11 protein-coding genes and 1 pseudogene are annotated in these 13275 nt (G+C 72.6%); 4 read left to right on the top strand and 8 right to left on the bottom strand.

Annotated features, from left to right (window positions below):
* Positions 1 to 83 precede the first annotated feature (83 nt).
* From STRTU_RS04630 to STRTU_RS04620, 3 genes are all read right to left on the bottom strand, one after another.
* Positions 84 to 299: a dodecin gene (locus STRTU_RS04630; protein WP_159742361.1), complete on the bottom strand. Its 216-nt coding sequence runs from the start codon at positions 297 to 299 to the stop codon at positions 84 to 86.
* Positions 300 to 396: 97 nt separating this feature from the next.
* On the bottom strand, positions 397 to 858 hold the full coding sequence (locus STRTU_RS04625; RefSeq protein ID WP_159742360.1) for a universal stress protein: 462 nt from the start codon (positions 856 to 858) through the stop codon (positions 397 to 399).
* Positions 859 to 977: 119 nt separating this feature from the next.
* Entirely contained in the window at positions 978 to 1709 is a 732-nt protein-coding gene (locus STRTU_RS04620; RefSeq protein WP_246240118.1) for a PAS domain-containing protein, read from the bottom strand.
* A 105-nt stretch (positions 1710 to 1814) separates the two neighbouring features.
* On the opposite strand from STRTU_RS04620, the gene STRTU_RS04615 reads away from it, so the two are divergent.
* The 3 genes from STRTU_RS04615 (at position 1815) to STRTU_RS04605 (ending at position 7200) form a co-directional block, all read left to right on the top strand.
* Positions 1815 to 5003, top strand: a complete 3189-nt coding sequence (locus STRTU_RS04615) for a cytochrome P450 (RefSeq protein ID WP_159742359.1) — start codon at positions 1815 to 1817, stop codon at positions 5001 to 5003.
* A gap of 299 nt (positions 5004 to 5302) precedes the next feature.
* The gene (locus STRTU_RS04610) at positions 5303 to 6523 is read left to right on the top strand and encodes an FAD-dependent monooxygenase (RefSeq protein ID WP_159742358.1); all 1221 of its coding nucleotides are present in this window, start codon (positions 5303 to 5305) and stop codon (positions 6521 to 6523) included.
* 77 nt (positions 6524 to 6600) lie between these two features.
* Positions 6601 to 7200 carry an SUKH-4 family immunity protein gene (locus STRTU_RS04605; RefSeq protein ID WP_159742357.1) on the top strand — a complete coding sequence of 200 codons (600 nt, stop codon included), beginning with the start codon at positions 6601 to 6603 and terminating at the stop codon, positions 7198 to 7200.
* Between the two features lie 7 nt (positions 7201 to 7207).
* Here STRTU_RS04605 and STRTU_RS04600 read toward each other — a convergent pair whose 3' ends face one another.
* The gene (locus STRTU_RS04600) at positions 7208 to 7840 is read right to left on the bottom strand and encodes a DUF2165 domain-containing protein (protein ID WP_159742356.1); all 633 of its coding nucleotides are present in this window, start codon (positions 7838 to 7840) and stop codon (positions 7208 to 7210) included.
* Positions 7841 to 8012: 172 nt separating this feature from the next.
* Here STRTU_RS04600 and STRTU_RS04595 point away from each other — a divergent pair, with 172 nt between their 5' ends.
* Entirely contained in the window at positions 8013 to 9047 is a 1035-nt protein-coding gene (locus tag STRTU_RS04595) for a phosphatidylinositol-specific phospholipase C domain-containing protein (RefSeq protein ID WP_159742355.1), read from the top strand.
* Here STRTU_RS04595 and STRTU_RS04590 read toward each other — a convergent pair.
* The 4 genes and pseudogenes from STRTU_RS04590 to egtC all read right to left on the bottom strand — a co-directional run bounded on the left by STRTU_RS04590 (position 9019) and on the right by egtC (position 13238).
* Positions 9019 to 10215 carry a trypsin-like serine peptidase gene (locus STRTU_RS04590; protein WP_246240117.1) on the bottom strand — a complete coding sequence of 399 codons (1197 nt, stop codon included), beginning with the start codon at positions 10213 to 10215 and terminating at the stop codon, positions 9019 to 9021. The two genes, STRTU_RS04595 and STRTU_RS04590, sit on opposite strands and share 29 nt — an antisense overlap.
* Before the next feature lie 230 nt (positions 10216 to 10445).
* Positions 10446 to 11376, bottom strand: a pseudogene (locus STRTU_RS04585) (phosphatidylinositol-specific phospholipase C).
* A 147-nt stretch (positions 11377 to 11523) separates the two neighbouring features.
* Positions 11524 to 12486 (bottom strand): L-histidine N(alpha)-methyltransferase, encoded by a 963-nt coding sequence (egtD, locus tag STRTU_RS04580; RefSeq protein ID WP_159742354.1) that lies wholly within the window; start codon positions 12484 to 12486, stop codon positions 11524 to 11526.
* Positions 12483 to 13238, bottom strand: coding sequence for an ergothioneine biosynthesis protein EgtC (gene egtC, locus STRTU_RS04575; RefSeq protein WP_159742353.1), 756 nt, complete (start codon positions 13236 to 13238; stop codon positions 12483 to 12485). Before egtC ends, egtD begins: the two co-directional genes overlap by 4 nt.
* Positions 13239 to 13275 lie beyond the last annotated feature (37 nt).

Raw genomic sequence — 13275 nt, 5'->3', positions numbered from 1 at the left:
ATCATGGACCCTCGGGGGCGACTAAGGAAGGCGACTCCCTAGTACAGCCGGGACTCGCCGGGAGACGTACACGGGAGAGGTGTTCAATCGGCGTCCTCCAGCCGGAATCCGACCTTCAGGCCGACTTGGTAATGGTCGATCTCGCCGTTGACGATATGCCCGCGGGTCTCGGTGATCTCGAACCAGTCGAGATTGCGCAGGGTCTCCGAGGCGCGCTTGATGCCATTCCTGACCGCGGCGTCCATGCTCTCCTGGGACGTACCGACGATCTCGGTCACGCGATACGTGCGGTCGGTCACGGTGATCTCCCTCGCCGGGGCGGCGCTCCGCCCGTCCACTGTCCACCGTGCCTCAGGGCAGCGCACCCCACCAGCGGAGCGGCGGGCGGTCCGGGGCCTACGGGACGACGGTGACCGGCCAGCGTCCGGCCTTGACCAGCCGGACCGCGACCGAGCCCATGATGCGGTGCCCGGCCGACTCCGAGGCGCCCACCACCACCGCGTCCGCCTTCAGGTCATCGGCCATCTGCACCATGCCGTTGTACGGGTCACCACGCAGGGTGTGGAACTCCCAGTGCACCTGGTATATCCCCTGTAGCCGCTCGGTCGCGCTGCGGATCTCGGCCATCAGCTCCTCGGCGACCTCGTTCGTGGCATCCACGACCGGAGCACCCATCGCCGCACCGGCGGGCAGCACCGGCTGGACATAGACCAGGGCGAGCTTCGAGGACTGGCGCCTGGCCAGCCCCGCCGCATAGGCGGCGGCGCGCCACGACGAGTCGGAGCCGTCGATACCGACGACGATGACCTTCGGGCCGTCCGTTCCGCGCTCGAACTGCGCGGCTGTGTTCTCGTCCACACCACGGAGGTTATCCGCACAAGCGTGCTGTCGGGGTGCCGGGCCGCCGGGCTCCTGGGCTGCTGGGCGGCGTCGCCGCCCGCGCCGCCCCCGGGGGCCCGCCGCCCGGCCCGCCCCCGTCAGGCGGGCGCCGGCGGCCAGCTGTCCGCCGACAGCACGCCCAGCACATACGCTCTGGCGACCAGCGCCGTACGGCCCTGCACCCGCCAGCGGCGGGCGAGCCGGGTGAGGTGGTAGTTCACCCCGTCGACCGTCAGCCCGAGCGCCGTACCGATCGATGCCGTGGTCGCGCCGCCCGCGGCCAGCGCCAGGATGCGGGCCTCCACCGGGCTCGCCGCACCGGACTGCGCCGGGGTCGGAGCGGAGTCGCCGACCCGCAGCAGCGCCAGCAGGGCGGGCGGACGCACCGACGGATCGCCCACCGGATCGATCGTCAGCTCCCCCTCCCGTTCGCTGCCGTCGGAGCCGTCCCGCCAGCGCACCTCCACCGGATAGCGGGAACGGCGCCCCAGGCGCAGGGCCTCGGTCAGCCGGTCGAGCTGCGCTCTCGCCCGGGGCTCGAAGAGATCCAGCAGATTGCGGCCGCGCAGCTGCCCCGGTGCCGCGCCCCACTGGGCGGCCATCGCCGGGTTGGCGATCAGCACCTCACCATGCGCCCGGCACACCGCGATCGGCGTGGGGATACGGTCCAGCAGGATCAGGAAGTAGTTGCGCCAGGGGCCGTCCGCGTACGGCCCGGCCGGGTCGCGGTGAGCGCGTTCACAGGGCGCCTTGCCCGCGCCGTCGGCGTCACAGGACGGCGTGTCCGCGCCGTCGGTGCCCGGTGCACTGTCGGCAGTCCCGTTGTCCATTGCCCCTTCTCCGGTCCGCGCGCAAGAGCGAGCAGCGAAAAACCACTGCACAATCATGCAGTTCTGCGGGCCCGACCTGCGCCTGGGGGCGCGCACGCTGGAGACATGACCGACACCATCGCGCTCCACAGTGACGAACGCGCCGCCGATGACGGCATTCCGGTGGCCGACCTCACGGAGGCCGGGCTCACCCAGACGCCCGTCCAGCAGTCCATGGACCTCGCCCGGATCCACGGCCCGGTCTTCAAGCGCAAATTCGGCGAGCGGGAGACGCTGTTCCTCTCCTCGCTCGATCTGGTCACCGAGGTCGCCGACGAATCCCGCTTCAGCAAGGGTGTGTCGGTCGTCCTGGAGAACGTCAGAGAGTTCGCCGGTGACGGTCTGTTCACCGCCTACAACGACGAGCCGAACTGGGCCAAGGCACATGAGGTCCTGATGCCGGCCTTCGCGCTCGGCTCGATGCGTACCTACCACCCGGCGATGCTCAAGGTCGCCCGGCGGGTCATGGCCTCCTGGGACCGGCGGGTGGCCGACGGCACGCCCGTCCAGGTCGCCGAGGACATGACCCGGATGACGCTGGACACCATCGGACTGGCCGGCTTCGGCTTCGACTTCGAGTCCTTCTCCCGTGGCGACACCTCGCATCCGTTCGTCGAGGCCATGGTGCGCTGCCTCGAATGGAGCATGACGAAGTTCTCCCGGGACCCCGACGCCGACCACTCCGCGGCGGACGCCGCCTTCCAGGCCGACGCCGACTACCTCGCCTCGGTCGTCGACGAGGTCATCGCCGCCCGTACGGCGAGCGGCGAGAGCGGCGACGACGATCTGCTCGGCCTGATGCTCGGCGCCCGGGGCCAGGAGGACGGCGCCGCGGCCGACGGCCCCACACTGGACCTCGCCAACATCCGCAACCAGGTCATCACCTTCCTGATCGCCGGCCACGAGACCACCTCGGGCGCGCTCTCCTTCGCCCTCTACCACCTGCTCAAGGACCCGCTCGCGCTGCGCATGGTCCAGCGCGAGGCCGATGAGCTGTGGGGCGACCAGGCCGACCCCGACCCCTCGTTCGAGGACATCGGACGGCTGCCGTTCACCCGGCAGGTCCTCAACGAGGCGCTGCGGCTGTGGCCCACCGCCGCCGCCTTCACCCGGCAGGCCCGGGAGGACACCCTGCTCGGCGGCCGCTACCCGGTGAAGGCCGGGGAACTGGTCACCGTGCTCACCCCGATGCTGCACCGCGACCCCGCGTGGGGCGACAACCCCGAGCTGTTCGACCCCTCCCGCTTCAGCCCGGAAGCCGAGGCGGCCCGCTCTCCGCATGCGTACAAGCCCTTCGGCACCGGTGAACGCGCCTGCATCGGGCGGCAGTTCGCCCTCCACGAGGCGACCATGCTGCTCGCCCTCCTCGCGCACCGCTACCGCCTGATCGACCACGGCGACTACCGCCTGCGCATCAAGGAGACGCTCACCCTCAAGCCCGAGGGGTTCACCCTCACCCTGGCCGCCCGTACGCCCGCCGACCGGGCCGCGGTCCGCGCCGCGCTGGCCGTACTCCCCGGCGGCGCCGAGGGCACCGGGGACGACGCGGCCACCGACGAGGGGCTGCCGACCCGCGTCTCCCAGGGCACCGGACTGCTGCTGTTGCACGGCAGCAACTACGGCACCTGCCGCGAGTTCGCCGAGCGGCTCGCCGACGAGGCCACCGGACTCGGCTTCGCCACCGATGTGGCGCCGCTGGACGCCTACGCCGGTACGCTGCCCGCCGACCGGCCGGTCGTCATCGTCGCCGCCTCCTACAACGGCCAGCCCACCGACGACGCGGCCGCCTTCGTCCACTGGCTGAACACCGCGCGGGACGGCGCCGCCGCGGACCTCCCGTTCGCCGTCCTCGGCGTCGGCGACCGCAACTGGGCCGCCACCTACCAGCACGTACCGACCCTGATCGACGACCGGCTCACCTCGCTCGGCGCCCATCGGCTGCTGCCGCGCGCCGAGGCCGACGCCTCCGGCGACCTCAGCGGCACCGTCAAGGAGTTCGCCGCGGCGCTGCGCACCGAGCTGCTGACGCGCTACGGCGACCCGGCGACCATCGGCGCCGGCCAACCCGCCGCCGAGGACGCCGGCTACACCGTCACCGAGATCACCGGCGGCCCGCTCGGCGCCCTCGCCGCCCGCCATGACCTCGTCCCGATGACCGTCACCGAGGCCCACGACCTCACCGCCGAGGGCTGGCCGCGGCCCAAGCGCTTCCTGCGGATCGCTCTGCCGGACGGCGTGAACTACCGCACCGCCGACCACCTCGCGGTGCTGCCGGCCAACGCCCCGGCCGCCGTCGAACGGGCCGCCCAGGCCCTCGGCGCCGACCCGGACACCGTCCTCGCGCTGCACTCCGGCCGCCGCGCCGGACGCGACGCCCTGCCGGTCGACCGGCCTCTGACGGTGCGCCAACTCCTCACCCACCACCTGGAGCTGGGCATCCGGCCCACGCCCGAACAGGTCGCCGTGCTCGCCGCCCACAACCCCTGCCCGCCCGAACGCCAGGCCCTGGAGGCCCGCGCCGAGGACGACCCGCGCACCCTGATCGAGCTGATCGAGGCGCACCCGGCGCTGCGCGGCGCGCTGCCCTGGCCGGTGCTGCTGGAACTGCTGCCGCCGCTGCGCCCCCGGCACTACTCCCTGTCGTCCTCGCCCGCCACCGACGCCCGGCACGCCGACCTCATGGTCTCGCTGCTGCCCGGCGGCACCGGCTCGTCCTATCTGCACCGGGTACAGCCCGGCGACACCGTACTGGCCCGCGTCCAGCCCTGCCGCGAAGCCTTCCGCCTCGACGCTGCCGATGACACCCCCGTCATCCTGGTCGCGGCGGGTACCGGCCTCGCGCCCTTCCGCGGCGCCATCGCCGACCGCGTCGTGGCGGGCCGGCGGTTCCCCGCCCGGCTCTACTTCGGCTGTGACGACCCCACCGCCGACTTCCTGCACGCCAGGGAGTTCGCCGCGGCCGAAGCCGCCGGCGTCGTCTCCGTACGCCCCGTCTTCAGCGAGCGCCCCGAGAACGGCCACCGCTTCGTCCAGCACCGGATCGCCGCCGAGGCCACCGAGGTGTGGGAACTGCTACAGGCCGGCGCCCGGGTGTACGTCTGCGGCGACGGCAGCCGCATGGCCCCCGGCGTCCGCGCCGCCTTCCGCGACCTGCACGGCACACACACCGGCGCCTCCCCCCAGGAATCGGAGACCTGGCTACGCGAACTGACCGCCGCCGGGCGCTACATCGAGGATGTGTACGCGGCGGGGTGAGGCGACGGGGCTGCGAGAGGCTCCCCGCCCGGCGGGCGGCGCGTCCCCCGCCCCCTCCCCCTCCTCCCCCTACGGGGGAGGGGGCGGGGGTGGGTTCGGGGGTGGGGGGAGTGGGCCGGACCTTTCGGCCCTCGGGCCGAAGGCGGGCCCAAGGCGGGCCGCATCTCCCCGTCCTCCAAGGCCAAGACGGGCTGGATCTTCCGGCTCTCGCGGGTCAAGGTGGGGAGGTGCGGCCACCGGGGTCGTACCGTTCGCCGGCCGTGACCGGGGCGGCGACCCGACTGGGGGGAACAACTGCCATGACCAAAGCCCTGATTATCGGAGGCGGGATCGCGGGGGCGGTGACCGCGATGGCGCTGCAGAAGGCGGGCATCGAAGCCGAGATCTTCGAGGCTTACCCGACCGGCGCGGACGATGTCGGCGCCTTTCTCATCGTCTTCGCCAATGGCCTCGAAGCGCTGCGGGTGATCGACGCGCACGGCCCCGTCATCGACCACTCCTTCCCGGCGCAGCGGGTGGCGTTCGTCGGCAACGACGGCGAACGGCTGGGGGAGCGGCCCCTTGCCGGAGCCGAGGGGGACAACGGCCTCGGCCCGCGCACCCTGCGGCGGGCCACGCTCTACCAGGTGCTGCACACCGAGGCGGCCCGCCGCGGGATCGCCGTACGGCACGGGAAACGGCTGGTCGGCGCCGAGACCGTGGACGGCTCCGGCGGCCGGAAGGTCGTCGCGTCCTTCGCCGACGGCAGCCGCGCCGAAGGCGATTTCCTCGTCGGTGCGGACGGGCTGCACTCGGTCACCCGCACCCTCATCGACCCGGCCGCGCCGAGCCCGCGCTACACCGGCCAGAACACCGTCTGCGGCTATGTCCGCGACGCCGGGATCCCGCTCGCGCCCGATACGTACACCATGATCTTCGGCAAGCAGGCCTTCTTCGGCTGCACCGTCGACCCGGGCGGCGAGGTCTGGTGGTTCGCCAACATCCCCGGTACGGAGCTGGACCGGGCCGATCCGCCGGCCGTCACGCCCGCGGCCTGGCGGGAGCGGGTCGCCGGGCTCTTCGACGGTGACGACACCCCGGCCGCCGCCCTCGTCCGGGCCACCGGCGACCGCGTCATCGTCTCCAACGCCTATGACCTCGCCAGCACTCCGACCTGGCACACCGACACCATGGTCGTCCTTGGCGACGCCGCGCACGCGGCCGCCCCCAATGCCGCCCAGGGCGCCTCCATGGCCATCGAGGACGGCATCGTCCTCGCCAAGTGCCTGCGCGACCGGCCCGATCCGGGCAGCGCCTTCGCCGCCTACGAGGAACTGCGCCGGGAACGGGTGGAGAAGGTCGTCGCGGCGAGCGCGGGCATGGCCAAGCTCGCCGGGTCGGGGGGCACCGGCCGCCCGGCCCGCCCGGACGCTGCCGGGCGCGGGGCTGCCGAGCGTGGCGGTGGCGAGCGTGGCGGCGGTGCCGGTCGTGGCGGTGCCGGTGCGGACGACTGGCTGACGGGCTATCGCATCGAGTGGTGAGGGCCGTTGTCAGACCCCTGTGGTCTGCTGGACGCAGGAGATCGGCGGAGCGCCGGTCGCTATGCGGGAGAAGCGCCATGAGCACGACTGACCAGGACATCCCACAGGTACCGGATGCCGCCTGGCTGGAGCAGCGATTCGGGGCGGGCGCGCTCTGGCGGCCCACCGAGACCGAGCTGCCCGCGGAGCTGACCGACCAGCAGACCCGGGAGTTTCTGACCACCGTCGGATTTCCCGCGGTCCGGATCGACGCCATCGGGTTCGACGCGACACATCTGCGGGACGATGACGGGGACGCGCTGCACCCGTTCGACGCCGACGAGCTGTACGGAGAGCGCTATCCGGACGACGACTCGCCGCCGGTCAACTTCTGTTTTTCGGTGGGCAGTTGTGGCGACCAGATGCTGATGCTCGGCGGCGAACTCGGCGGCATCGACCACTACGACCCCAACGGCTGGGACCACGGCGCCGGATACAAGGGCGCCGCGGCCTCGTCGCTACCGGATCTGGCCGTCCTCCTCGGATTGATAGCCGAGCGCAGCGATGAGCTGGACTCGGACGACCAGGCGACCGCGCGCGCCGCCGTGGCGGCGCTGCGCGAGCTGATGTGCCGTCATGATGCGGCGGTGGAGGATTCGCCCTTCTGGAGAACGGCGTTCTGGTTCCGGGCGGAGTGAGGAGGCGTCATTCCCCGGTCTCTCCGGCGGCCGGGGCCTTGGCTTTCGCGGCCCGCTCCGTGGCCTCTCCGCCCCGGACCCCGGCCTCTCCCGCCCGCCCCGTGACCTCTTCGTCCCGTCCGGCCGTACCCGGCAGGTGGACGACCAGCAGGGCGATACCGGCGAGGGTGACATTGCGGGTGGCCGCTTCCAGCCCGTTCCAGGACTTGGACTGCCACATGGCGAACCACTCGCCGCCGATGGCGAGGAAGCCCGCACCGAAGAGAAGGAGGAGCATCAGCAGGCCGACGGTGCTGGCCAGCCGCGCTCTGACGAGACGGTCCCGGCGGCGCATGCCCCCGGCCCACAGCGCGGTGGCCCCGATCAGCACCAGCGCGGTGAGCGTCTCCCAGGCGATGATCCCCAGATACGCGGCGTCCTGCCAGGTCTGTGAGGTGATGGCCCGCCCCATCAGGTCCGGGTCCTTGAACGTGGTGTCCATGGCCAGCACATGCCGGACGAACTGCTGATTGGTGCCGAAGTCAGTGATATTTCCGAAGGCGACCAGGGTGATGTAGAGCGCGACGATGCCCGTGAGGGTGGCCGCCGCGAGCGGTAGCCCGGTGCGCGGTATAGGGCGGGTGAAGCTTTTGTCGGACATGGGTCCTCCCGATGAGGTTGTGTGGTCTGATCTTTGCTTATCCGCCATCCACACCCTGCGCCCCATGCACCCCAACTCCCGTACGCTGCTCCCCGGTCGGCCGGGTGACCAACCGGTCGGCCGGCCGTCGGGCGCGTGCCCGGACGGTCGAAACCTAGGGGAAGCGGGGCACATGAACGGAAAGCGGTGTGTGGGGACGGTCGCCGTCGCGGCGGCCGCGGTGATCGCGGCGACCGTACCGGCGGGCGCCGAGGCGGCCGGGACGACGTACGGGACCAGTACGTCCGTGGGCGTCCACAACGCCTATGAGAAGGAGAAGTACCCCTACTTCGCGGATGCCCTGGACTCCGGCGCCGCACTGCTCGAACTCGACCTCTGGACCAACGGGCTGGGCCGGTCCTTCCGGGTCTCGCACAGCAACCCGCTGGGAAACAGCAGCAACTGCGAGGGCGCCGCGAACCCCGGGGAACTGCGCACCAAGGACCGCAACCAGGACTTCGCGGGCTGCCTCGCCGACGTGCGGGCCTGGCATGACGCGCACCCCGGCCACCGTCCGATCCTTTTCAAGATCGAGATGAAGGACGGCTTCAACGCCAAGGGCGGCCGCGGTCCCGCCGAGTTCGACGCGCTGGTGCGCGAGAAGCTGGGCGACGCCGTCTACGGCCCCGGCGACCTCACCGCCGGACACGCCACCCCCGACGAGGCGGTACGGGCCGGCGGCTGGCCCTCACGCGCCGACCTGGCCGGCAAGTTCCTGATCGAGCTGATACCGGGCACCGTCGAGGAGAAGAACCCGTTCGACAAGCTGTGGACGGACGTGGAGTACGCCGGTCACCTCAAGGACCTCGCGGCGCAGGGGAACCTGGACCGCTCTACGGCCTTCCCCGCGGTGCACGGCGCCGCCCCCGGCGACCCCCGGGAGCGCTATGCGGATCCCGCGCTGCGCCCCTGGTTCGTGGTGTTCGACGGTGACGCCGCGACGTATCTGAACGGCAGCATCGACACCGCCTGGTACGACACCCGGCACTACCTGCTCATCATGACCGACGCCCACAACGTGCCGCCGGCCATCGACGGCACCCGCCCGACCGAGGCCGAGGCGCTGGCCCGGGTCCGCCAACTCGCCGCCGCGCACGCGAGCTTCGCCACCGCCGACTGGTACCCGCTGCCGTCCGTCCTCAAGACCGTGGTGCCGCGGGGGGCCTGACGCCGGACGCGGCGGCCCGGTAGCCGGGCTGCGGGGGCCGCGGCCCCGGATCCGCGATCGCCCGCCGGTAGAGCGCGGCCACGTCCGGGCCGAACCGGCTGCTGTACGAGACGAAGTCGTCACCGCCCCCGTCGAGACCGCCGATCACACCGATCAGCGCACCGGTCCCGGTGACCGGATCGAGGTCGGTGAGCATCGGCCCGCCGCTGGTCCCGTTCGGGAACCCCGGGCAGGTGAAGCGGAGTTGGGCCGGGCCCTGGGCGTCCGCCGTGTGCCGGCAGCTGACCGGTGTGTCCTGGTCCTCGGGATAGCCGGTCAGCTGCGCCGGGCGCCCGGCCGCGGTGTCGAAGCGGATGCGTTCGGCGCCGGTGAGGTCCGCTATCCGGCCACCGGCCCGGCCCGCCCTGCGCACCCGCAGGAACGCCACATCGTGGTCGGGGTCCCGGTCGCTGATCCAGCGCGGATCGACATGGATCCGGGTGGGCACCCACAGGCCGTACGGTGCGATGCCGTCGTGCAGACCGGGCGCGAACACCAGCCGGGTCCGGAAGCCGTCGTCGTGCACACAGTGCGCCGCGGTGGCGATGAGGTCGCCCGCCGGGGACTGCACCACGCTGGCCGTGCAGTGGTGGACCGGTGTGCCGTCGTCGTCGGGGGAGAAGAGCGCGCCGATCGCCGGTGACGGGGCCGCCGGGGCCGCCAGCAGGGGTCGGGACGCCGCCAGCGGGACCGCCATGACGCTGTTGTGCCGTGCGGCGGCCACCGGCGGGCCGGGCTGCTCCCGGTAGGGCCCGGCGAGCACCGCGGCGGCGGCCTGGTCGCCATCGGCCCGGGTCGCGAGATAGGAGCCGGTGGCGGAGTTCCCGGGGGCCAGGAACGGATCGCGGGACGGGGAGCCCAGCGCCAGCACCGTGCTGCCCACCACCACGGTCAGCACCCCGAGCGCCAGCGTCACCCGCAGCGGCACCCCGGGGCGGCCGCGACCGGTGCACGCCGACCCGCCGGGACCCGGGCAGACCTCGGCCACCGGCGCCCCGGTGCCCTCGGCCGCCCCGCCGGCGCTGTCCGCCGGTACGGTCCCGCGTTCGCTCGTCTCCACCAGCCGCCGCCTCGCCGCATCAGCCGGCAACACCCCGTCGGACACAGGGGCGACACCGGATCCAGACATTTCACCCAGTCTGATGCAGGGGTGGCCGCTGTGGTTCGGTCAGCGGGCCGTCTCATTCCGTTTGGGGGGCGAAGAGCGCCGGAGAAACGCGTGATCGCGACACCTCCGCACACCCGGGATCGGCAGGTCCGGGGGCCGGGTGTGCCGGACGGGGCGACGGCGCCGCCCGGCCGCCGACCGCTAGGCCGGTCGGGTGACTTCAGGGGCGCCGCCGGGCTGTGCCGCCGTCCTCATGCCGCGCGCCGCAGGCGCCGCCCCGCGAGGTTGTGCGCGATCAGCGTCCCGGCCAGACCGACCTCGTTCGGGAAGTCCATCGGCACCACGCCCAGGCCGGTCCAGCCGCTCCCCTCCGAGCCCGTCAGCAGCTTCTTGACCTGCGGGTTGAGCCGGTCCGCATTGGAGCGGGGCGGGAGCAGGGCAGCGGTGCTGACGTAGTTGACGAACAGCTTGCCGGGCTGGGTGACGGCCTTGCGGAACTGGGCCTCGATCTTCGGGTACTTCCCGAACGGCTCCGCCATGTAGTCGTCCTGGATGTCGAACAGCTGCGGATCGGCGTAACGGACGCCGCCCAGCCCCTCGGAGTCCGCCAGCAGAACGACCCTGCCGCGGGCCTGCCCCAGCGTCGGCAGGCCGCCGTCCAGACGGAACAGCGACCGGTAGCCCTTGTCGTCCAGATAGATGGAGAAGATCCGGCGGAACTCCTCGGCGGGCACCTCCGAGTACTCCTGTTTGACCCGCATCAGCACCGTCTCGGACGGGTGCGCCTGGAGGAACGCCCGGCAGGCGTTGAGCACATCGCCGAACATCAGCTCCTGGTAGAAGGCGCCGTGATGGATGGCGAAGACGTTGTCGATGGCCCGGCAGCGGACGTCCAGAAAACGTATGCCGGAGGCGAGTTGGTCGTCGATGGAGGTGTTCTGGCAGGCCACCCAGGGGCCGCCGTGCCGGGCACCGGAGTTATGGGTGCCGGGGACCGTCAGCCGCCGCACCGGGGTGTCGTCTCCGAGCGCCGCCATCCAGTCCGCCACGGACACCGCGGACGCCCGGTGTTCCGCGGCGCGGGCGGTGAACTGCCCGCTGCCGACGCCCGCCAGCACCCCGGCGGCCGACAACCCGGCCGCCCCCCCGGAGGAATCCCCGTCGATCCAGCACCGGTCCCATGCCGCTTCCCCTGCCCGTCGAGTCTGCGTGCGCACGCACCGGCCGTCCGGTGCGAACATGCGGTCGGGGCATCGAACCACACCGGAAGTGAATGCGGCACCCAGCCGGCGGACCCGGAGGTCACGCCGGCCGGGAAGCGGCAGAGGTTCAGACCCGGAAGGACAGCGACAGTGCGAAGCGGTCCGCGCTGTCCGTCCACCAGTTCTTCAACTCCAGCCCAGCAGCGGCCAGTTCGGCGCGCACGCCCTCCTGCCGGAACTTGGCCGAGATCTCGGTGCGCACCTCCTCGCCCGCCGCGAAGGTCACCGCCAGGTCCACTCCGGGAATCTTGACGGTCAGATCCTTACGGGCCCGCAGCCGCATCTCGATCCACTCCTGCCCGGCGTTCCACAGGGCGACATGGTCGAAGTCCGCGGGGTCGAAGTCACCGCCCAGCTCGCGGTTGATGACCTCCAGCACGTTCTTGTTGAACGCCGCCGTCACGCCCTGCGGATCGTCATAGGCGGTGACGAGCGTGGCCTCGTCCTTGACCAGGTCGGTGCCGAGCAGCAGGGCATCGCCCGGGGCGAGCATGGCGTGCACGGAGCGCAGGAACGCGGAGCGCTCCTCGGGGAGCAGATTGCCGATGGTGCCGCCGAGGAAGGCGAGCAGCCGCGGGCCGGGCGTGGCGGGGAGCTCCATGCCCTGCTGGAAGTCGGCGACCAGCGCGTGCACGGTCAGCCCGGGGTGCTCGGTGAGCAGCGCCTCGCCCGCCGCGGCCAGCGCGGATTCGCTGACGTCGATGGGCAGATAGGTGTGCAGTCCGGTCAGCGCGCCGATGAGATGGCGCGTCTTGTCGGAGGAGCCGGACCCCAGCTCGATCAGCGTCCGGGCCTGGGTGGCCGCCGCGATGTGATCGGCGCGGGTGAGCAGGATCTCCCGCTCGGCCCGGGTCGGGTAGTAGTCGGGCAGTTTGGTGATGTCCTCGAACAGCTCGCTGCCGCGGGCGTCGTAGAACCACTTCGGCGGCAGCTGCTTGGGCGAACGGGACAGGCCCTGGGCGACATCGGCACGCAGCGCGGCCGCGGTGGCGTCGGCAGGGAGGGTGCGGGTGATGCTGAGGGGGCTCACGTCGCGGGCTCCTTGAGCGGGGTGAGGTGGACTTCGGTCCGGGTCGCGCGCAGCAGGGTGCGGTCCGGGACCTCGGTCCAGTGGGGGGAATCGTCGTACGGTTCGGAGGCGACGACCGTGCCGCCTTCGGGAAGGGCCAGATAGGACAGGGTGTCGCCCCAGGTGGTGGCGGCGATGGTGGTGCCATCGGTCAGCAGCAGATTGAGCCGGGAGCCTGGCGCGGCCGCGGCGACCGCCGCGACGGTGCCGGCCAGGGCGTCGCCGAGCTCGTCGCCGCGCGCCAGCCGGTGCAGGACCAGGGCCCACAGGAACGCCGCATCGCAGCGGGCCGGCAGCCGCAGCAGCTCCTCCGGCGGCAGCTCGGCGGCCAGCGGGGCGAGCGCGTCCGGCCAGCCGGCCACCGCGCCGTTGTGGCTGAACAGATAGCGGCCGGTGGCGTACGGCGCGGCCGCGGCCTCGGCGTCCGCCCCGGCCACCGTGGCGTCCCGCACGGCGGCCAGCAGCGCACCGGTGCGCACCACCCGCGCCAGATCGGGCAGCAGATCATCGCCCCAGATCGGCCCGGCCCGCCGGTAGCGCGCGGGCACCGGATCGCCCGGCGCGTACCAGCCGACGCCGAACCCGTCCGCGTTGACCGTGCCGTGCCGCTGGCGGCGCGGCGCCCACGACTGCCGGTAGAGGCTGTGCGGCGGGGCGAGCAGTATCTGGCCGAAGGGCCGCTCCGGCCCCAGATAGGCAAGGTGACGGCACATCAGGCACCGGCCTCCTGACGCCGCCGGGCCGCGGGCC

This window comes from Streptomyces tubercidicus (assembly GCF_027497495.1).
Classification (GTDB): Bacteria; Actinomycetota; Actinomycetes; order Streptomycetales; family Streptomycetaceae; genus Streptomyces; species Streptomyces tubercidicus.
This window is presented reverse-complemented; position numbering and strand designations above follow the sequence as displayed.